The following is a 21,537-nucleotide window of genomic DNA, read 5'->3' as shown; positions in this document are numbered from 1 at the left end:
ACTACATCCTAACGCTTCATTGCGGGCGCATCATAAATACCACCATCTGCGCTTTTAGCTAAAAACATAATCAGAGCTGTAATCAGGTCATTCCCATAAATAGCCTCTGGGAAGCGTTGCTGCCAAAAACAATCATAAAGTCGGTGTTGCATAGTTCGCACCTCTCCAGCCGACACTCGATAAGCAGGCCAAGACCCGTATGATTTTCTCGCCTGCTCCTGGTTTCTAAAGTTTGGAAGCTCCTGCAACCTTATCCTTCGATTATCACCGCTGTGGCAAGTAATACATCCAAAGTCATGCGAACCAGCTCGAAAATAAAAAAGCTGCTCACCCAGATCAAACATTTTTTTCTCCGCAGCATGCTCGAGCGAAATATTTATGCGCATACCTTTTGACTCAGAGGCAATAAAGGCAACCAACATCTCAACTTCTGATGTCTCTTGACCAATCTTTGTAAATGGATATGAAGTGACATCAGCGCGCGAGAATCCTTGAATCACCATCCGACAGTGAATCAAACGTTGCTCTAAGTCCATAACCTTTTTTACGTCTGAAAAATAACGGGGTAATTCGACGTAAGCTCCAATTGTCACGCCTGGCCCTTTACCAAGATCACAAGTCTCCAAAGTCATCGCTTTGGGACCCGATGGACTGAACCATAACTCCTCACCCGAAGAGACCCACAATTCGGCAGGATTACTGTCGGAAAGTAAATCTCGGTACTCTTGGATCCCAGAGGCTGTTTCAGACTCTGCAAATAGCTGACCACCATAAAGAGTACCGATAAAGACAGCAATTGCAATTCGCCTAATCAAGATTAATCCTATAAAAATAATTCGATCAATACTAAATTCTAAATGGATTTACTAAAAATGGAGTTACTCAGAGTGGTGCGTCATAGCACGCCTTTTTGCGATGCTAAAATACTAGCATTGTTATTACAATTCTCAAATTTAGATTACAAATCACAACATATCAATTCAATCAAAAACAAAAAAGCCGGCAGTGCCGGCTGTTTTTAAAAACACAACATACTGCTATTCAATGATCATTTCTCACTTGTTTCCTTAGACTCCTCATGCTTCTTATCGGCTTGGGGCTTAACTTTTGCACCTGAGTGATGGCTTGGACCAGTTGTCCCAGTAACACCCGCATAACTTAAGGCGCAAGTTACAAAAAATACAATTGAGAGAACATATGCTAAGGCTTTCATCGAATGCAATTCTATAATTTATTATCAGATTGAAATAGGGTATAAGGTAAGCCTTTTAGAGTCAACCCAAATAAGGCTTAAAATTTAGACCAAAAATCCTACGCGACTCAATACGTCAATCCCAACACCTATTGCTAACACGCGCTCACCCCAAAAGTTCCTCATTATGCTCACCAAGTGCAGGCGCTCGATCGCCACCATCACTTTGTTTTTTGAGGTCATTGATAATGGGGATTGGAACGGCAGGAATTGTGTCACCGTTTTTGCTGATCAATTGTTTAGCAAATACACCACGTGCCCTAAATTGCCCATCCTCCAAAGCCTCCTCCACGGTTTTAACGATGGTGCAGCAACAATTAGCTTCTCTGAAAATGGGCTCCCAATAAGATGCTGACTTCGTTTTAATGATGGATGCAATCTGACGAATTGTTTCTTCTTTATTAATAGAATCATCACGATACTCTGCCGCCAGTCCTATTGTCTCTGCAAAAGCCTTCCAAAACTTATCCTCCAGCGGCCCCGCCGCAACAAAACGTTGATCACTGGTAGGGTAGAGCTGATATCGCGGTGAGCCGCCAGTGAGCCGGTCTTGTCCATTTTTCGGGTTTATGCCGGATGCACTTGTTTTTCCTAGCGCCCAAAACAAAAATGGAAGCACACCGTCTGTCATAGCAATATCGATGTAACAACCCTTTCCCGACAAATCACGCTCACGAAGAGCTAGCAGAATATTCATCACTGCTGGATACGATCCCCCTGCAATATCAGCGATTAATGCAGGTGGCAAAACAGGGTGCTCCGCGGAACCCAAACTCAGTGACAGAAGTCCTGCATCCCCGACATAATTAATATCGTGCCCAGCTAGATTTTTCTTCGGACCATTTTGTCCGAAACCAGAAATTGAACAATAGATAATCTTAGAATTAATTTTTTTGATGGCCTCGTAATCAAGTCCTAAACGTGACATCACACCTGGGCGAAATTGTTCAACTACGATATCAGCTTGTGTAATCAATGGGGTTAATTTGGCCCTCTCCTTTTCTTGCTTCAGGTCGACTGTAATGCTTTTTTTACCACGATTTAACAATGAAAAATTGATACTGCTATCGCCCCACTTCGGTGGATCATATCTCGTATCCTCGCCGCCGCCGGGCCGTTCAATTTTAATCACGTCCGCACCAGCCTCAGCGAGAAACAAGGTCGCCATGGGTCCAGGAAGCAGCGTTGAAAAATCTAAAACTTTTAAACCTCTAAGAGGTCCGGGCATACTCACTCTCTTTCGAGTTCAGTTAATGCAAACAATGAAGATACAGATTTCACAAAAATTGGTCATCACCCCAATCTTTATCCCTAATTAATGACGTCAGTCGAGACGACTCACCTTTAAGGGAATGTGATTTTCAGGATCTAACCCTGGCTCATCCATAGGGTCTTGCTCAGTAATTGGCCTGAGACTGAGGTCGAGAATATCTCGAACGTAATTAGGCAACCCGAACACACCTTGATGCGTATCACCATTGTAATATTGAAGATGACTAATCTTACGTGTCTTAATACGCTCATCTACGTTCTCAGAATTGAATGCAAACGGATCAGTTTTGTCTGAAGCTGTCGCCATACCCCAAATAGCGCCATATAACGGCACATAGACCAGGTAGGGACGCACAATCTTAAATACGGTTTTCAACGAACTGTAGACTCTATGAAAGACATTCGGTCGCGTCACAGGTGAACCCAAATGCATCGACAAAACCCCTTCTGGCCCTAAAAGACGACGACAATGCTTGAGGAAATCAACGCGGTACAAGGCTTCAGCAGGACCAAATGGATCCGTCAGGTCAAGCATCATAAGATCAAACGGATCTTGACATTCTTCCACATACCTCTTGCCATCAGTAATTACAACTGTTAACCGAGGATCATCGAATGCGCCTCGATGCACTTCAGGAAGATGCTCTTTGCAAAAATCAACCACGACGGCATCAATTTCTACCATCACGACCTCTTGCATGGAGGGATACTTTAGATATTCCTCCGCGGCACCACCGTCGCCACCACCAATGATTAATGCACGCTTAGGTGCATAGTGTGAGATTCCAGCCGGATGAACCATATTTTCATGATAAAAGAACTCATCCTTGTCCGATGTCATGAAATAGCCATCGATACGCAAAGTGCGTCCAAAATCCGTCTCTAAAACCTCAATATCCTGAAAAGCAGATTTCGCATGGGCAAGTCGCTGTTTTGACCTGACCCAAAACCCTATTCCATGATTGAGACTTTCCAGAAAATACTGTTCCTTACTTTTATCCACCATCCAACTAGCTCAACCTACCCGGTTATACTAAAGTCTTTCGACCGCTTGAGATTTCTCAAAGTTAGGCTTAAATGTATCTATCAATGATTGATAAAGCTGTCTTGCCCTAGGTCGGTTATCTTGAGAATAACTACATACATATACATCGACAGTGACATAATTTTTCTCTGGCCAGGTATGCAACGACATGTGTGACTCAGCAAGTACAACCATGCCGGTCACGCCGCCCTCTCCATTGAACTGGTGAAAAAATTCCCCAACAGTAGATAATCCAGCGTCTTTTACCAATTTAAGACAATGAACTCTGAGTAAGTCGGCGTCCACCATAAATTTTTCGCTACATGTCACGTCGTACAAATCTCCCATGACATGTAGTCCTGGAGTTTCTTTAACGCTATGTAGTGACGCACTCGAAGTCGACTCTTCAACTGAAGAGCCACCTACCAGATGAAGACCTAAATCGTCTCCGTTTTTATGAAGCGTTTCTGTCTCCGTTGCGACCGGACGAACCTTCTTCAATTTGAGATTACGCATATCACATTCTCCCTCCGTAATGCGAGGCTATGCCCCACCGTTGCGTCGAGGACGCGCACCCAAACCGCGATTCCCGCCCGAAGTTCACATGGCTGCAATTCCCACTGAGTTCTTCGAACGACCCAGCGATCAGCCACCAAATTAAGCTACCGACTGATCGAGATACTTCAGGCCGCACTATACGGTTTCGACAGAGGATTTCAAGTGTTTTTTTATGAAAAATAACGACAATAAATCGACAGAGGATCGTTGACAGCAGTATTTACAAAATACTGGGTGTGATTAAGCACGGCTAATACTAAGGCCAAAAGAATACCCCTTTGATTTAGTTGCTTTTTTTTTAATTCTATCGACTATAACGTCCCGTTATAAACCCCGCCATCAATGAGGAAGTTATGACCCGTGATATAAGAGGCCTGCACACTACAAATGTACGCACACAATTGCCCGAACTCTTTTGGCTGCCCAAAGCGTCCGGCAGGAATTGCGTTGAGCCTAGCTTGAGCCACGTCCTCAAAGGAAGTATTGCTTTGTTTTGCCATTGCAGCTATGCGGCCATTCATCGTCTCAGTCGCAAACGCCCCAGGAAGAATGTTGTTAATGGTCACATTGTGCATGGGTGTTTGCCGAGAAAGACCGGCAATAAAACCGGTTAAACCTGCCCTTGCACCATTCGATAAACCCAAGATGGGGATGGGTGCTTTAACAGCCGCTGAAGTGATATTCACGATCCGTCCAAACTTTCGATCGATCATTCCATCCAGTAGCGATTTGATGAGTTCAATTGGCGTCAACATATTCGCGTGAAGCGCCTTTTCCCAATCAGCAAGAGAAAAGCTCCTAAAATCTCCAGCTGGAGGACCGCCCGCGTTAGTGACCAAGATATCAAACTGAGGGTAAGCATTAATAGCCGCCTCACGACCCTCTTGCGTCGTAATATCGGTAGCCACTATTTTAACCTCCACCGCAGTTGTCGAGCGTATATGTTCGGCCGTTTCTGCTAGAGCCTCCGCCCCGCGCGCAACAATAACAATATTCACCCCTTCCTCCGCCAGTGACTCCGCACAGGCGCGTCCTAGCCCCTTACTTCCCGCACACACTAACCCCCATTTACCTTTCAGTCCGAAATCCACAAACTCTCCATTTCTGTTTTACAACCCAAATATTTGATTGAGCCATTAATTATTATATTATGAGCACCTAGATTATAACCCCCCTAGATTGGGGTATAAATTACACAGATTTGTACTGCTGCATATTTTATGAAAATTTTAGCCATCAATATATTGCTTACTATTTCAGTCTTCACCTCTGGCTGCGCAACCGGCCCACACAGCCATGATCCTCTAGAGCCGATGAACCGAAAAATTTATGGTTTTAATGAATCATTAGATCAAGCGATTATAAAGCCGGCCGCCCAAGCTTACGCGTCTTTTGTTCCCTCTTTAGTTCGCACAGGGGTTCATAACTTTTTCACCAATCTAGGCGTCCTCAACACGACGGTTAATAATGTATTACAGCTGAAAATACATAATGTGCCGGTTGACATTGCTCGGTTTACCACCAACTTGATCCTTGGGGTCGGCGGTCTCTTTGATGCAGCTACAAGAATAGGTATCCCATACCATAACGAAGATTTTGGGCAGACACTTGGATATTGGGGCGTTGGTAGCGGCCCCTATCTTGTACTGCCGTTATTGGGGGCGAGTACGTTGCGAGACGGTTTAGGAAAACCAGTGGATTATTTTCTGGATCCAGGCTCACACATTGACAACGAATCCATTCGTATGAAAGTTAGAGGAATGAATATCATTGATATACGGGCGCATTTATTACCGATCGATAACGCGTTAAATGAGTCTGCTATCGATAAATACAGTTTTATTAGGGACACATGGCTACAGAGACGTGAGTACCAAATTAGAGAAGGATCAAACAAGAAGATTAGAGCGAGTAACAAGAGAGTGAAATCACTCAGAGAATTAGAATTAGAAGAAAGCGTTTATTAACGCTAATCGCACACGATTTGCATCAGGAAGATTCCCCATTATTAAAATATAGATGGTTAGTAAAATCGCCAGAACCAGAATTACAATACTAAAACTATTCTCCAGTGTGCTTTATAGAAGGTGGCATGAAAAGCGCTGCGATAGGTTTCTTGTTAGCATCTTTCTCTAACCGAGCCTCCTTATTGCCAACCACTGGGGCCGATGTTCCACTCACGCTATCACTCGGTTGATATGGCTGAGAGAAAAAACTATCCCCTTTCGATGTTTTTACATCTCTTTTTAATACTCTCGAAGGCGCTGAAGCGGGCGTTGGAACAACCGCTCGATCAAATCCAGACTTAATCGGCGCGATGAGTTCTAGTTTTTTATTGATTAGTTTTTCAATGGCGCGTAGCGATTCCTTGTCTTCAGGTGTGCAAAACGATATTGCCTCTCCTTTTTGACCCGCACGGCCCGTTCGTCCAATACGATGCACATAATCCTCAGCATTGTAGGGCAAATCATAATTGACGACATAAGGTAATTGTTCAATATCCAGGCCTCGAGCGGCCACGTCCGTTGCCACCAATACCTTAGTTCTATTTGCCTTAAAGTTCTCTAGAGCCGCCGTTCGTTCCATTTGAGATCGATCGCTGTGTATGGCCTCTGAATCAACACCCTTATTTTGCAATTGCCGGGTTAAGCGGTTAGCACCAATTTTTGTATTACAAAAGACTAATGCCTGCGTGATCTTTCCTTCATGCAGTAATCGCACAAGTAGCCTTGATTTATCTTGTTCAGACACTTCCAACACAGTATGTTGAATCGTATCGGTGACCGTATTTCTGGCAGCCACCTCAATCTTCACGGGATCTCTAAGCCAGGCTCCAACAACTCGTCGGATATCCTCAGAATAGGTCGCAGAAAACAACAAGGTTTGCCTTGTAGCAGGAATCAAATCCACAATCCGCTTAATATCAGGCAAGAACCCCATGTCAAGCATTCTGTCTGCCTCATCCAACACCAAAAATTCTATGGAAGAAAACCTCACCGCATTGGTACCGACATGGTCGAGCAACCGACCGGGTGTCGCCACAAGCACCTCCACACCTGATCGCAACATAGCGACTTGGGGAGGCATTGGCACGCCACCATAAACACAACCCACTTTAAGTGGAAGGTATTTTCCGTAACGTCGAACGCTCTCATCAATCTGTGCAGCCAACTCTCGTGTAGGCGTCAAGATAAGCGCTCGAACGGGATGTTTAGCCGGAGAGGTGCTGGAATTTGCGTGAGGAAGTAGTCGATGTAACATCGGCAGCGTAAAACTAGCCGTTTTACCGGTTCCCGTTTGCGCCGCAGCCATAACATCCCTACCAATGAGTACATTTGGGATAGCCTGTTCTTGTATCGGAGTGGGTTGCGTATATCCTTCATCAAACACCGCCTTTAAAATTACATCATCAAGACCTAGATCAGTAAATTTCATTCAAAGCATTCGATTAGGTTGCATTATTACATCAGGGAAGTAACTCAATTTAGACATCTAATTCTAAAGAGTCATTAAAGGTACAGAGCGGTATTGTAACTCTTTCAGCTAGCTGGGCTAGAATATCGTGTTCAGCGCCCCGGTAGCTCAGTGGATAGAGCAACCCCCTCCTAAGGGGTAGGTCGGACGTTCGATTCGTCTCTGGGGCGCCAATAATGATCTGAGTTATATAGTTAATTACTAAAGTATTGAGGTAGATTGTAGTATTGATATCATCATACCACACTGGTGATTCGCAGAAGTTGACTCAGACGATTTGCAGGTGCATCGCATCAAGAAAATCAGTCACACTTATAGTCCATGATTCTGGGGCACCACCACTTGTATACAAAATCAATATATTCTCGTTAGTAGAGTGTCACTCACTCCAGAAGTAGCCTGTCCAATTGGAATACATTAGGCGCTATATCCAGTCGAGTATCCGAAAGGAAAGGGACCTTACCAAGGCACGGTCCACCTAGTTGTTCCTGCAACGTCTTATAATTTTCGTCTGGGAAAGAAAAATTTGGGTCCGCGAAGTTAGCCACCCAACCAGCAAAAGCTAGTCCTCGACGATCAATCGCCTCACGCGTCAACATCGCATGATTCACACATCCAAGTCTCATTCCAACAACTAAAATGATCGGGAAGTGTAAGTCAACCGCTAAATCGGCAGTCGTCCAATTCGAGCTTAACGGTATATTGAACCCCCCAACCCCTTCAACAAAAGCATACTGAGCGTAACTAATCGACGTACGGAGATGCTTCAAAACAATATTTTTATCGATCACTTGTTGCTCAAGGCCTGCTGCGATCTCGGGTGCACAAGGCGTTCTAAACTGATAACTACAAACCTGATCAATACTGATCGCAGGATCACAAACCTGACTCAAACGTAAAACATCCTCGTTGACCCAAACGCCGTTCACGCAATCCTGACCTGCAGCTATCGGCTTAAGACCCACACAGGTATGACCGGCTTTAACTACAGCGGACACCAAACCAACTGTTATCGTAGTTTTTCCTATCTCGGTATCAGTGCCAGTCACAAAATACTGCACGGCTTAGATCCTTTTATTAAAAAGTGCATGAAAGGCATCAATCAAACGATCAATATCATCAATTGTATGGTCTGCCGAAAGCGTCAATCTAATACGCGACGTTCCAATTGGAACTGTGGGTGGTCTTATGCCAGACACCCGAAACCCTAATTCACTCAAACCAGCCGACAGATCCATAGCTCGCCGCGACTCTCCCACAATGACAGCTTGAATTGGAGAGACAGACTCTGAAATAGTCAACCCAGCATTTGAATGCTCAACCACTAGCTGAGACAAGCCACATCGGAGATGTTGTTCGAGTACCCGCAAATGACCTCTCCGTTGTTTCCCCTCACCACCATGCATTAAATCAAGAGACTTAACCAATGCATACGAAATAGCAGGCAGTGGCGCCGTCGTATAAATGTAAGTTCTAGCCGTCTGAAAAATGTACTCAATAATCGTCTGGTGAGCGACAATGAAAGCACCCGATAGCCCAGCAGACTTGCCTAGTGTTCCAATAAGGATCACACGACCGTTGATTGATTGCTCGACCTCAAGACTGCCTAAGCCTTCATCCCCAATAACACCGTAACCATGAGCGTCATCCAACACGATCCATGCGTCGTACTTATAGGCTAATTTTTGCAATACATCCACATTCGCCTGGTCACCATCCATGCTGAAAACGCCATCAGTGACAATCAACCGAATATCCGCAGTACTTTTCTCTAACAGTTCAGTAAGCGCATCGTAATCACGATGTTTATAAATATTAATCTTGCCCTTACAAAGCCTAATCCCATCAATTAAAGACGCATGGTTGAGTTCATCAGAAAAAATTTCAGAGGACACATCTCCCAAAACAGTCATCACAGCTAGATTAGCCATATAGCCTGTTGAAAAGGTGAGGCAACGATTGTCGGGTATTAAACGCGAAAACAATTGACTGAGCGTCACTTCGAGCTCCTCATGGGGAGCCATATGGCCACTGATTAAGTGAGACGCCCCTGAACCACCGCCCCAGCGGTCAACCCCCTCCTTCAACGCACACAAAATATCTGGATGACTCGCAAAACCGAGATAATCATTAGAACAAAATAATGTTTGCTTACTTAGATTCGATTGACTGGAATTAAGGAGCATCTGCTGCGTTCCAGTTTTTGACTGCGCAATCCATTTGTGCCGCAACAAATCCGAGTGCTCCAGCACATTCATTTTGTCTTGTAATTTTCTAATTAACATCCGTTCAACACTTTATCGATGCACTGCTCTATAGCATTCGCAAGAAATTCAGCTAATTCCTGATTGAGCACATAAGGCGGCATCAAATACACCGTATTCCCGATAGGTCTGGTCAAAAGTTTATGGGCACGACCTTGCATATGAAAACGTTCCGCAAAATTATCACCTGGATTATTGACCTCGAAGGCGAGTATCATGCCGCACTGCCTTACTGGTGAAACACGAGAGTCGCTATTGAAGCGATCAAAGGCCCGAGTTAGATATTGCGCTTGCAGACCGATGGTATCAGTCAATCCTTCATCGAAATGGTCCAGAACAGTATTAGCCGCAGCACAGGCTAATGGGTTCCCGGTATATGAGTGAGAATGCAGAAATCCTTTTGTGAAGTCATCACTCAGGAAACACTTAAAAATCTCCTCTGAACTGAGCACAACCGATAGGGGCAAATTACCACCAGTGATCCCTTTCGAAAGCAAAACAATGTCAGGCCAATCTGTTTCGCTCACCTGCTCCCAAGCGAAAAAAGTACCCGTCCTGCCGCATCCAACAGCAATTTCATCCGCAATTAGGTAGACATTGTGCTGACGAGTCATCTGTCTGGCCTTACGTAAATACTCTGGCGAATGCATGGACATACCCCCACCACACTGAACAAGCGGCTCAATCACCAAAGCTGCGATCTCATTGCCCCGTTCATTCAGCAAATCGGATAGCGCCTTGAGCGCCGCATCTTCATTACTAGCCCGACTATCAGGCGCTTCAACAATGAACGTTTCAGTCAATAACGCACGATAGGCATTTTGAAATAATGGCACGTCAGTAACCGATAATGCGCCAATGGTTTCGCCATGATAACTATTACGCAAACAAGCGAATCGAGTCTTAGATACCTGTCCCTGTATCGCCTTTGCATGAAAACATTGCTTCAACGCTATCTCGACTGCACTCGACCCATCAGACGCAAAAAAAACGTGACCTAGTTGATGGCCGGTCCTTGCCGCCAATCGCTCGGCAAGCCTAACCCCTGGCTCATGCGTGCAGCCTCCCAGCATGACGTGTGAGAGCTGATTGGCCTGCTCAATGATTGCATCGGTGATGCGCCGATTGGTATGACCCAAAATATTGACCCACCACGAGCTGATGGAGTCGAAGTATCGACGACCAGATTCATCGACAAGCCACCCCTCATGACCAGAGCGAATCGCTAGCGGCGGACACCATTGCAGTCTTTTCATTTGACTACAGGGATGCCAAATGGCGTTCAAACTTCTTTCAGATAAATGAGGAGAAAAATTACTCAAAGGGGCTAATCGTTAAGGTTACATTCTTCGTAATTGGGTCATTATAGTATCTCGTATAAAGCAACATCACTAATTTCTTTTAGATCAAAATCAAATGTAATTGCTCTCCCAAATTTAACTTAGCCATGATGCGACAGTACCCCTTATCTTAAACACGAACATTACAAAGCAGTTTCCTAAGCTCACTCGGTTATAGTATGGCTGTAGCCCGTTAATATAACCTGTTGAATCGTTATAATCGTGAAAACCTGTCGACATTTTTCAATCACAAGCACACTTGTTTTGTGTCTATGGATCGGGCATCCCGCCTATACTCATGCTCAAGAGCAAGAGCCGGAATCCACAAAGGGCAGAGAAACAACCGCAACGATAACTGATTTAGAGATTCTAGAGGAACAGGCTCAATCAGGAAACATACAGTCACAATTACGACTTGGAGCAATGTATCGTGATGGGGCGACCGTTCGTAAAAATACTCAAAGGGCTTTTTACTGGTTCTTACAAGCCGCTAAGAGTGGTCACGTACTCGCCCAGTTACGGGTAGCGAAAATGTTCCAAGAAGGCGTTGGCGTAGAAAAAAATAATCGATCAGCCTTTGAATGGTTCAGCCGCAGTGCTCAATCTGGGCATGTTGATGCCTTAACTGAGATGGGGAAAATGCTTCAACAAGGCATCGGGACACCCACCAATGTGGCGCAAGCCTTTGAGGTTTTTTTAGACGCAGCGCAACAGGGGCAAACAGAAGCACAAAATTATGTTGCCGACATGCTGTGGAAGGGTATCGGTACGCCTCAAAACCAAATCCAAGCACTGAGGTGGTATGAGACTTCGGCGAGTCGAGGCAATATTGACGCCAAAAATACGCTCGGTATTTTGTACCTTCAAGGTGAAGGTGTGGTCAAAAATACTGTGCGCGGCCTCGAACTCATTATTGGAGCGGCAAGCGAGGGGCATCCCGCAGCCTTTCACAACCTTGGGCTTATCTACGAAATAGGGTTGGGCGTGCCAGCCAACAACATCTACGCCTATCTCTGGTTCACTGTTGCAGCCGAAAATGGGCATCGGGATGCTGTTAGATTTAGAGAAGGTGTCGCGCTAAGTATGGGCGCCAGCGCCATTACAAAGGCGCAAGAACTCGCAACTATATGCAGAACAAAAGACTATAAAAAATGTATCTCATTTTAATTAAGAATAAGCCTAATTAAGAAGGAACACCATCAAAAAAATCCACAAAACCTGTCTCTAAAGAATATTCTGCGCCCACAATAAGTAGACGCTCATCCGCGATCAAACTCTCAAGAGCCGGTGACCCATGCCCGAGTTGGCTAACTGAAGCGCGAACATTTGCTCGAACTGCTCGCCCTATTAATTGATCGTAACTCCACTCGCCTGACTCATATGCGCTCTCAATACCAGGACGAATTCGATCCACAATGAAGTTAAGGTTCGAAGATATTCCCTTCTTTCCCTTATCGAACTCGAGTGCCGCCTCAATAGCACCACAGTGAGAATGTCCCAAAACGACAACCAAAGGTGTTCCAAACTGTTCCACCGCAAATTCAACACTACCGATTTGTGAGGGAGCGACAATATTTCCGGCTACGCGAACAATAAACAAATCACCAAGCCCTTGGTCGAACACAATCTCAACCGGGACTCGAGAATCGGAACAACCTAATATGATTGCAAACGGATTCTGGCCTTTTACCAAAGCGACCCGATCCATCGCAGTATGAGAAAGATTTCCAACCTGGCCATCGATAAATCTTTGGTTCCCCTCAATGAGGCGATTAAGAGCTTTTAAACTATTCATAAATCCAAATAAAATTAAAACAATGAAACCTTACCACGAACTTGTTACAACCTACTGCTGGCATAAATTCTACAATCAACGCATCGAGACTCAATCGCTAAACCACCAAAAAACGTTATTAATTAACTAGCGCTCACCTCTTTAAGGCCTTCAAGCTTAGAAGAAACAGTAAGCCATTCTTCCTCTACACGTATCATGTCCTTGGACACAACCGCCTGCTCATGCAAATAACCAAGTAACTCGTCTTTTGCGCCCTCCTCATAAAGATACGGTTGAGCGAGGGTTTCTTCGATACAATCAATTTCCACTTGTAGACGATTCAATTGAGTCTCAAGTGACTTGAGTTTATGAACGAGTGGTTTTTTTAGTGCCGCTTGACGGCTACGTTCATCAGCTTCGTCACGACGTCGCTGCTTGCGCGACGCTATAAATTTTGACGAGCCAGAATCTGAACTAGGCGTTTTTGCCAATATTTGGTTGGAATAGTCATCTAAGTCACTTTCAAACTCACTCAGAACCCCACCGTGAATCAAGTACAACTGATCACTCACGGCAGTGAGCAGCGAACGATCATGAGATACGAGCACCATAGACCCTTCAAAACTTTGCAGCGCTCTGGTTAAGGCATAACGCATCTCCATGTCCAAGTGATTGGTCGGCTCATCCAATAACAAAACATTAGGTTTTTGCCAAATAATAAGCGCTAGGGCCAATCGAGATCTTTCCCCACCCGAGAACAGCCCCACCTCTCGGAACACATCATCCCCAATAAAGCCAAAACCACCCAGGTAATTTCTAAGCACTTGCTCTTTGGTATATCCATCAATACGAACAAGATGCTGAAGTGGATGCTCATCCTCCCTGAGCTGATCCAGTGAGTTTTGCTCGAAATACCCAATCGCCAAATCTTTACTCTTTGAGACTTCTCCTTTCATCGCTTTAATCTGACCTGCCAAAAAACGAATAAGTGTCGACTTACCTGCCCCATTACGTCCAAGCAATCCAATTCGCGCTCCAGATCTCAGCTCAAAACGAATATTTTCCAAAATAGCTTTTTCGTCATATCCGATTGAAACATCGGTGACAACCAACGCCGGATCCGGCTTAGAGACTGGCTCCCTGAATTCGAACCGAAAAGCAGTGTGGGCATGCGCTGGTGCGATCAACTCCAACTTTGCCAATTGTTTCATTCGGCTTTGCGCTTGACGAGCTTTTGACGCTTTGGCACGAAAACGCTCAACAAAACGTTTCATATGATCAATCTCGCGTTGTTGCTTGAAATACAATGCTTTTTCCTGCGCAAGATGTGATGCGCGTTGCACCTCGAAGGCGGAGTAGTTTCCTTTATATGTCTTAAGTGTCCCACTATTGATAAAGCAGATAGTCTGGACGACATTATCCAAAAAAGAACGGTCGTGGGAAATTAATAATAGGGTACCCGGAAAATGTTTAAGCCACGATTCAAGCCAAATTACAGCATCGAGATCCAAGTGATTTGTCGGTTCGTCCAAAAGCAAGAGATCGGAGCGGCACATCAACGCTCGAGCTAAATTAAGACGCATACGCCAACCGCCCGAAAAGTAATCAACCGGGTTAATCACGTCCTCAACCTTAAACCCTAAACCGTCTAATAACTGATTCGCCCGTGCCTCTGCACTGTAACCATCAATCGTGCTGAGATGTTCGTGCAAAATACCGATCTGCTCAGCGTCTTCTCTCTCTTCAGCAACCTTGAGCTTACGTTGCACGTCACGAAGTTCAACATCACCGTCGATAACATAATCAATCGCACGACGGGTTCCTCTTGGCAACTCTTGGGCAACATGCGAAATTACGAGGCCTGGCTGGATCCCGAGCGTGCCAGCATCGGCCTGCATCTCGCCTAGCAATAACGCAAATAAACTGCTTTTCCCCGAACCGTTACTGCCCGTTATGCCAATTTTATTACGCGCATAAAATGTAAAGCGAGCATTCTGAAAAAGAATTTTCTCACCGCGCCTAAGGGCGATACCGTCAGCGGTGATCATAAGTAACGCCGCAACATGAACGCTTTTTTAATCTTAGGATCTATGCGGTGACTCATTAGTGACTATGTTGTTGGTCATGAGATTTTGAGTCTGCACCTTTTTTCACAATAACAGGTACATCTACTCGCCCACTCTTCTCAAACTCTAACGTCAGAATATACGCCTCACCCGCCTTAATCGGTTTATTGAGATGAAAAAGCATGATATGTAATCCACCTGACTTCAATTGCACTTTTTGGTCAGGCGCAATCGAAATGCCCGACTTCAACCGCCGCATCTTCATAACACCGTTCTTATGGAACATTTCATGAATCTCACTCAGCTTTGCAATAGCAGTAGATACACCAATCAAACGATCAGCAAGTTTTCCATGATTGTGAATGAAGAGATATGCCCCAGTGGCATCAACACCCGGCAACGGCTCTTTGACCCAGGCATTCATGATATGCATCTCACTAGGATGTTCCTTTGGCTCGTGGTGCCCAGAGAAAACTACAGACGCGTATAAACACAAGAACAACCCTAAGTATCTAAACATAACCAACCTCCATACAAAAATTAATACTGGCTGCGCACATCATTTCTAAAATCAACTTTAGAAACACATACCCTACAAGCCAACCTATGCCAATAATAAAATATTGGCTATCAGAAAAAAAATCGCCGAATTTCTCGGGTACTTAGGCATCCAAGCCAGAGAAGGGTTAATTATTAATCGCAACACAGTTAAATACAGAGTCGGATCGTAACTCAATGGCTAGGAAGTCAGTTGAGCCATCACGATTAACGCGTGTTACATCAAGCGCGGCCTTCAGTTCCAACTCATTGACTTTAACTTCCCCGCAAGCACTCGAACCATTGATCGTTAGCGCACTACTAGATAACTCGGTTTGATGTGCGAAGCCCAAGCCCGAACTGAAGACTAGTAGTAATGAAAATACAGCCCGCCTGAAATTCATCAGCTCCATCGCAAATCTCTTCTCTTCAAATCAAATACGCTTCAGCACACAAGTACTGAAATCAAACATAGCTATGATAAATAATTTGTAAGATCTCGGCATCGTAAAAAAACTCTCGAGAATTTTTGCGCTAGAGATACCTCATTGAGAATATCCCTAGCGTTCTTCTAATCATCCAAGAAATATCAAGCAGCTCTTTTTGCTGGTGCCCATTTCTTCTTCTTATCGCGACGAAAGGCCACAACATCAGCTTTTGGCCCTGCATTTGGTCGCCGTTTTCTAATGGACTTTCTTGGCTCGCTATCCTTCTTTGCTCCAGGATTTAAAAAACGCTCAATCGCATTCCACTTGCCTCGATCTGCTGGCGTAATAAAACTCAGAGCTGATCCGGTTGCACCCGCACGAGCCGTTCGCCCAATACGGTGAACATAATCCTCAGCACACTGCGGCAAGTCATAATTAATCACGTGTTCGATATGCAGGATATCTAAACCTCGAGCTGCGACATCAGTTGCGACGAGAATCCGATACTTCTTACCTCTGAAGCCAGCAATCACACGATCTCGCTTACTCTGTTTTAAATCGCCATGAATGGCATCTACACTGTGGCCTGCTTTTGATAATCGAGTAGCCATTTTTTCCGTACCGTGTTTCGTCTTAACGAACACAATGATGGATCCGTCACGCTCATTGAGGCTATCGATCAAAGAAGTATATTTCTCTCCATCACTGACTCGAACGGTATCTTGTTTGATATTTGGCGCTGTTGCTGAAGCATCACTCACTGAGATACGAACGGGGTCTTTTAAATATTTTTCAGCAATACGAGCGATGTTGGGTGGGACGGTTGCAGAGAATAACAATGTCTGGCGTTGTGGTGGCAAGAAAGTCATCACTTTTTCGATTTGCACCGTGAATCCGGCATCGAGCATTCGATCCGTTTCATCGAGAACCAGAAAATCTGTGTTCTTGAGTTTAAGTATTCCGCGATCTAAGTGATCATTAATTCTTCCTGGTGTACCCACGAAAATTCGTGGCTTATCTCGAATTTGTCGAATTTGTTTTGACATGGAATCGCCACCGATCAGTAGCGCTGTTTTTATATTTGTTGATTTCCCCAGCATCAAACGAAGCTGACTCAACACCTGAGTGGCAAGTTCTCGCGTGGGAGTCATCACTAGCGCTGATCCATGCGGATTAGCCAAAAGTCTCGCGATCAGTGGAATCCCGAATGCCGCTGTTTTACCGGTCCCAGTCTGCGCCGAACCAAGAATATCTTTCCCCTGAATGGCTTGTGGAATCGCCTCAACCTGAATCGGTGTTGGTTTACTAAACTGCATCGCTTTTAATGTTTGTAAAATCTGGTCTGGTAGACCCATTTCTTGAAAATTGTTCACATTGCTGTCCTCATTGCAGACGCATGTGGCTAAGCGTTAGCACGCCGCCAGTTCACGATCTGACTGTGATTAATAGAGTAAATGCTGTTAAGCGTTTAATGATTATTGGAGATCCAATACGGCTTATATCGTGGCGCTTTTGCTCACAATCCAGTCGTTGCAAATTGTTAGATCCGCGAATGTCATTGCCATGACTGGGACATCGGTGGCGTCTTTAACGGACGCGGTTAAACCAAGCTCCTCGACGGCATGACACCGCCGATCAGTAATAACTGCCATATCTCTTCCTCTTTCCCACCTACTTCAAATAGAGAGTCACTTTCCGATGACAACCACACCATGTGGATCGCCGGTTTACTCTCATTCAAACACTTGGGATCTAGCAGTTATGCATGATCTTGGAGAAACCCACTAATTTGCGTGGGACCGCGAACAATTCTTAACGTTCATGGTTTTTGGTCAAGAGCAACAGAAACTCGGTGGCGCACCTTAACACCATGCCAAATTGACCGCAAGCACTAAAGCGAATGGAACAGTTAATCGAGTCATCACACAATAATCCCAGGCAGAATTAAAGGGTTTTGTATCCTCGTGTTCTGCCGAAAGCTAGCTAGATACTGGAATTTAATGTCCTGAAAAACATTTCACCTCTTGTTGCATAAATGACACGCACCAATTTAAAAGAGCCATAAAAACAAATTAAAGACATTCGCCATTGATTCAGTATCATCAGATATGTTATGTTATAACATCATGGATATATAATGATATGAATAACAGAATTAGGAGACCTACTTAATGACTAAAACTACCTTTCGTTGCCTCATCGCAGCAATGGGCATCATCGCTTTTGGCTCGACACACGCGCAAGAGGATGTCAGTGACCTGCGCCAGGCATTGGACGAGTTAAAAGGGGAATATGAACGAAGAATTTCTGATTTAGAAAAGAAATTAGAAACGGCTGTGCAATCCAAAGGCCAAACGAGCCAAACAGAAAGTACAGATGAGGTCAAATCAGCAGGTGGACGAGCCATTAAAGGAAATGCCTTTAACCCATCGATTGGTATCGTCCTTAATGGGCAATATAAGGATTTTTCCAAAGAAACAGAACCTGAAATAGCAGGCTTCGCTGTTGGAGAAGAAGCTCATCGGGGCAGCGGGGGCATGGCCTTAGATCACACCGAATTAAACTTCTCAGCAAGTGTGGATGACAAGTTTTATGGCAGTCTCACCTATGCCCTTGCTGAGCATGATGGAGAAATGGAGACTGAACTTGAAGAAGCCTATATCGAAACGCTGCCTGGCGCCGGTGCACCCTTCAACACTAAATTCGGTAAAGCGCTATGGGCATTAGGCTATCTTAATGAGCAGCACGGCCACGTCGATGACTTCGTGGATCGCCCTCTCCCCTACAAAATCTATTTAAATGGCTCCTTCAATGACGAAGGTATCCAGATCAGTAAAATTTTACCAACTGAACTCTATAATGAGATCGGTTTGGGTCTATTTAGGGGCAGTGACTTTCCGTTTGGCGCTCCCTACGGAACAGGTATTGGCGCAACCTCAATATACTATCGAGTCGGTGGTGACATCGGTGCAAACGGAACCTGGCGATTCGGCGCGTATGCAGTTGACGGTGAAACCGGGGGACGACAGATTGGTGACGACCCGGATTTCGTCACATTTGTTGGCGAAACAGACCTTGAAGTATACGACCTTCGTTACACCTACGCGCCGACAGGAAACGAAGCCAGTCAAGAAATAACCTTCACCGCGGAGCATTTCACTCGTGCAGAAAGTGGAACCTATACAGGTGCCGGCGCGGCAGTGTTCGCTGAAACTCAATATGACGCTACAACCAGTGGTTTCTACGTCGCAGCGATCTACAAATGGAGGCCTGAAGCGCGTGTTGGCTTTCGGTACAGCTCAATGAACAATAAAGATCTAGATGGCACTTTGGACAATACAGCTGTCGACGGAGCGGGCTTTAATCCGTCGCAAAGGAATATTATGTTTGATTGGACGAATAGCGAATTCAGCCGCATTCGCCTACAACTTGGTCAAGAAAAGGTACTTGCTAATAACACAGATGAACAGATTATTCTGCAGTACATTATGAGTTTTGGTGCTCACGGCGCACACAAATACTGATATTAATGCTGAGGTATGTAAAAAAACCGTGGTTCACCACGGTTTTTTCGTTTGGCCGAGGTCTTCTGCAACGACCCGCACATAGATAAACCGAGGGGTCGCAAGACCCTCCTCTAGCACTCCCAAGATGGTCCCAAAGTACCGACTGGTTATTCCACTCCACCAGAACCGATAGCCCTACAATCGGCACCGGAGCTTAAATCCACAGGAATTTTGCAAAGCCATACTAACCCGACAAGAAGAGATGGCTGCTGGAACAGTAAGATGACTAAGTCACAGTCCGGTATATGATGGACTTTGATGCGCATCGCACAGGCAAATACTGAGATTGATGCTAAACCCAATAAAAAAACCGCAGTTGACCGCGGTTTTTTTACGTGTTGACCACATTCTCTGTAGTCACCCGCCCAAAGCAAAGAAAATAGAAAGGGGAGCTACTGCTCCCCTTCCCTGATGCTCGTGATCAATTCGGAAATTACCAAGTAGCTACTGGATTCCCGATAGAACCTGTAGCGCCAACAATCGGCACAGGCGAATAAGTCCACATGAATTGGTATACGCCTTCTTTCACTAATCCTTCCAAGTTAAGATTCTCCTGAATGGCAACTCCATGTCGGGCTAATAAAAACTGGTGTATACAGAAAACGCATGCCGCATCAGGATTAGGTACCACCTCAACTGCCCAAGTATCCGCACCGACGACACCGACTTGGCACACCTCAGTCAGCCATCGAGCGACTTCAGCTCCAATTCCTGGCTCACCAGAGTTATAAAGGGCATTATCTTTTCCCCAGTGCCTGGACCACCCAGTTCGGAAAGCAATAGCATCGCCAGATGCACACTTGTAGTCACTCATTCCTTGACGCTTCAACGCAGCTTTCACATCAGCCATGGTGATCTCTTGACCCTTGTCCATACCTTCAACGCCTCTTGAGGCGGCGATATCAATCAATATTCCGCGGGCGATAATAGGATTAAGGTGCTCTGCACCTAGTTTAACCAAGCCATAAGAACCTTGCATCTCCTCCACGGTGACACCGTTATAAAAACGCATTTCAGTTTTGTCGCCAGCCTTACCAACCTGAACACCAATGTGGCCTAGTCCGTCATACTGGGTACCCACTTGGCCGATTTCTGCGGTAAGCATTTCATCGTACCAAATCACCCTGTTAGGGCCGAATGGACCCCCAGTAGGTGATCCCGGTATCCTAAGCGCAAACGTACGCGATCCAAAAAGCGGCATTTTGTCGGAATACTGTTGACCGATCTTCATCGCCTTACCCTTTTTCACCTGGGAAACAGCTCTTAAAATAACCTCCGGTTTTTTATACCAGTTTGTTGAACCCGACTGATCATCAGCACCCCACAGCGGATTTGGCCACCATTTTGCACCCAAAGGAGTCTCCATATTTGTGCCATTCACCCACGGCTTACCGACACACGCTTTCCAATCCTCTGCCGTACATGCATACGCACTCGTCGAAATGAACGCCAGCACTAACCCAACAACTGAAACTAGATCTTTAAATTTCATTTCCCGCTCCCTTCCAAAGTTTCATTGATTAACAACTTCTAAAAAAAACATAGCTTATATGAACAAACCAACTAAAAATTACTTCTTATCCTCATCATTTTTTGGCTTATGGTGATTACGGATATATTCTTCTACTTTCAGCATCTTACCTTTGAGAAGTGCTAAACTGATTCTAGCTTCTCGAAGATCCTGTTGTGCCGCCTGTTGATAGAGCTTTTGAGCGCGATTCAAGTTGAGCGGAACACCCTCACCAAATTCATACATCAATCCAAGTTCGAACTGAGCTTTCGCATGCCCCGCATCCGCAGCCTCTCTAAACCATAGAGCCCCTTCGCGATCATTCTTTTCCACGTCACCCCACTCATACCTATATGACATCGCGAGCTCATACTGCGCTTTAATATCGCCACTAAACGCTTTTGCCTCGACGCCCTCTAGATTTTTAACAGCCCTTTCTTGCGCCTCAAGCTTTTCCATATACCCCATATAG

The 21,537-nt window shown here is 45.1% G+C and carries 21 protein-coding genes and 1 tRNA gene; 4 read left to right on the top strand and 18 right to left on the bottom strand.

Features of this window, described 5'->3' with window-relative positions:
- Window positions 1-8: 8 nt before the first annotated feature.
- The 6 genes from soxA to O3A65_06715 all read right to left on the bottom strand — a co-directional run bounded on the left by soxA (window position 9) and on the right by O3A65_06715 (window position 5,197).
- Window positions 9-815 (bottom strand): sulfur oxidation c-type cytochrome SoxA, encoded by an 807-nt coding sequence (soxA, locus tag O3A65_06740; protein MDA1332161.1) that lies wholly within the window; start codon window positions 813-815, stop codon window positions 9-11.
- A 233-nt stretch (window positions 816-1,048) separates the two neighbouring features.
- Complete coding sequence (locus O3A65_06735) at window positions 1,049-1,213, bottom strand: hypothetical protein (GenBank protein MDA1332160.1); 165 nt, start codon at window positions 1,211-1,213, stop codon at window positions 1,049-1,051.
- A 145-nt stretch (window positions 1,214-1,358) separates the two neighbouring features.
- The gene (locus tag O3A65_06730; protein ID MDA1332159.1) at window positions 1,359-2,480 is read right to left on the bottom strand and encodes a CaiB/BaiF CoA-transferase family protein; all 1,122 of its coding nucleotides are present in this window, start codon (window positions 2,478-2,480) and stop codon (window positions 1,359-1,361) included.
- Between the two features lie 96 nt (window positions 2,481-2,576).
- Window positions 2,577-3,530 carry a polyamine aminopropyltransferase gene (speE, locus tag O3A65_06725; GenBank protein ID MDA1332158.1) on the bottom strand — a complete coding sequence of 318 codons (954 nt, stop codon included), beginning with the start codon at window positions 3,528-3,530 and terminating at the stop codon, window positions 2,577-2,579.
- 27 nt (window positions 3,531-3,557) lie between these two features.
- Window positions 3,558-4,064, bottom strand: coding sequence for an adenosylmethionine decarboxylase (gene speD / locus O3A65_06720; protein MDA1332157.1), 507 nt, complete (start codon window positions 4,062-4,064; stop codon window positions 3,558-3,560).
- 353 nt (window positions 4,065-4,417) lie between these two features.
- Window positions 4,418-5,197 carry an SDR family oxidoreductase gene (locus O3A65_06715; GenBank protein ID MDA1332156.1) on the bottom strand — a complete coding sequence of 260 codons (780 nt, stop codon included), beginning with the start codon at window positions 5,195-5,197 and terminating at the stop codon, window positions 4,418-4,420.
- Between the two features lie 129 nt (window positions 5,198-5,326).
- Between O3A65_06715 and O3A65_06710 the strand changes: the two genes are divergently transcribed.
- A complete protein-coding gene (locus O3A65_06710) occupies window positions 5,327-6,073 on the top strand; it encodes a VacJ family lipoprotein (GenBank protein MDA1332155.1) in 747 nt (248 codons plus the stop codon).
- A 94-nt stretch (window positions 6,074-6,167) separates the two neighbouring features.
- On the opposite strand, the gene O3A65_06705 is transcribed toward O3A65_06710, so the two are convergent.
- Window positions 6,168-7,541 (bottom strand): DEAD/DEAH box helicase, encoded by a 1,374-nt coding sequence (locus tag O3A65_06705; GenBank protein MDA1332154.1) that lies wholly within the window; start codon window positions 7,539-7,541, stop codon window positions 6,168-6,170.
- A 136-nt stretch (window positions 7,542-7,677) separates the two neighbouring features.
- Between O3A65_06705 and O3A65_06700 the strand changes: the two genes are divergently transcribed.
- Window positions 7,678-7,753: transfer RNA gene (locus O3A65_06700), tRNA-Arg, on the top strand.
- Window positions 7,754-7,963: 210 nt separating this feature from the next.
- On the opposite strand, the gene bioD is transcribed toward O3A65_06700, so the two are convergent.
- Genes bioD through bioA form a run of 3 tightly spaced genes read right to left on the bottom strand, consistent with a single transcriptional unit; the run spans window position 7,964 to window position 11,166 of the window.
- A complete protein-coding gene (gene bioD / locus O3A65_06695; GenBank protein MDA1332153.1) occupies window positions 7,964-8,641 on the bottom strand; it encodes a dethiobiotin synthase in 678 nt (225 codons plus the stop codon).
- A 3-nt stretch (window positions 8,642-8,644) separates the two neighbouring features.
- A complete protein-coding gene (locus tag O3A65_06690; protein MDA1332152.1) occupies window positions 8,645-9,865 on the bottom strand; it encodes an 8-amino-7-oxononanoate synthase in 1,221 nt (406 codons plus the stop codon).
- Entirely contained in the window at window positions 9,859-11,166 is a 1,308-nt protein-coding gene (bioA, locus tag O3A65_06685; GenBank protein ID MDA1332151.1) for an adenosylmethionine--8-amino-7-oxononanoate transaminase, read from the bottom strand. The genes O3A65_06690 and bioA overlap by 7 nt, the downstream gene beginning before the upstream one ends.
- 240 nt (window positions 11,167-11,406) lie before the next feature.
- Between bioA and O3A65_06680 the strand changes: the two genes are divergently transcribed.
- The gene (locus O3A65_06680; GenBank protein ID MDA1332150.1) at window positions 11,407-12,351 is read left to right on the top strand and encodes a tetratricopeptide repeat protein; all 945 of its coding nucleotides are present in this window, start codon (window positions 11,407-11,409) and stop codon (window positions 12,349-12,351) included.
- A gap of 16 nt (window positions 12,352-12,367) precedes the next feature.
- Here O3A65_06680 and O3A65_06675 read toward each other — a convergent pair whose 3' ends face one another.
- From O3A65_06675 to O3A65_06650, 6 genes are all read right to left on the bottom strand, one after another.
- On the bottom strand, window positions 12,368-12,979 hold the full coding sequence (locus O3A65_06675) for a carbonic anhydrase (protein ID MDA1332149.1): 612 nt from the start codon (window positions 12,977-12,979) through the stop codon (window positions 12,368-12,370).
- Between the two features lie 122 nt (window positions 12,980-13,101).
- Complete coding sequence (locus O3A65_06670; protein MDA1332148.1) at window positions 13,102-15,006, bottom strand: ATP-binding cassette domain-containing protein; 1,905 nt, start codon at window positions 15,004-15,006, stop codon at window positions 13,102-13,104.
- Window positions 15,007-15,061: 55 nt separating this feature from the next.
- Window positions 15,062-15,544, bottom strand: a complete 483-nt coding sequence (locus O3A65_06665) for a copper chaperone PCu(A)C (GenBank protein MDA1332147.1) — start codon at window positions 15,542-15,544, stop codon at window positions 15,062-15,064.
- 166 nt (window positions 15,545-15,710) lie between these two features.
- Window positions 15,711-15,974 (bottom strand): hypothetical protein, encoded by a 264-nt coding sequence (locus tag O3A65_06660; protein MDA1332146.1) that lies wholly within the window; start codon window positions 15,972-15,974, stop codon window positions 15,711-15,713.
- Between the two features lie 176 nt (window positions 15,975-16,150).
- Window positions 16,151-17,362, bottom strand: coding sequence for a DEAD/DEAH box helicase (locus O3A65_06655; GenBank protein MDA1332145.1), 1,212 nt, complete (start codon window positions 17,360-17,362; stop codon window positions 16,151-16,153).
- A gap of 123 nt (window positions 17,363-17,485) precedes the next feature.
- A complete protein-coding gene (locus tag O3A65_06650; GenBank protein ID MDA1332144.1) occupies window positions 17,486-17,641 on the bottom strand; it encodes a hypothetical protein in 156 nt (51 codons plus the stop codon).
- 519 nt (window positions 17,642-18,160) lie between these two features.
- On the opposite strand from O3A65_06650, the gene O3A65_06645 reads away from it, so the two are divergent.
- A complete protein-coding gene (locus O3A65_06645; GenBank protein MDA1332143.1) occupies window positions 18,161-19,513 on the top strand; it encodes a hypothetical protein in 1,353 nt (450 codons plus the stop codon).
- Window positions 19,514-19,988: 475 nt separating this feature from the next.
- On the opposite strand, the gene O3A65_06640 is transcribed toward O3A65_06645, so the two are convergent.
- Both O3A65_06640 and O3A65_06635 read right to left on the bottom strand, forming a co-directional pair.
- Window positions 19,989-21,047: a cyclase family protein gene (locus O3A65_06640; GenBank protein MDA1332142.1), complete on the bottom strand. Its 1,059-nt coding sequence runs from the start codon at window positions 21,045-21,047 to the stop codon at window positions 19,989-19,991.
- Window positions 21,048-21,125: 78 nt separating this feature from the next.
- Window positions 21,126-21,537, bottom strand: a 412-nt coding sequence (locus O3A65_06635; GenBank protein MDA1332141.1) for a tetratricopeptide repeat protein, incomplete at its 5' end; no start/stop codon positions are given.

Source organism: Pseudomonadota bacterium, assembly GCA_027624715.1.
GTDB lineage: Bacteria > Pseudomonadota > Gammaproteobacteria > Burkholderiales > Eutrophovitaceae > Eutrophovita.
Note: the sequence above shows the minus strand (reverse complement) of the source record. Positions and strands in the feature narration are given on the sequence as shown.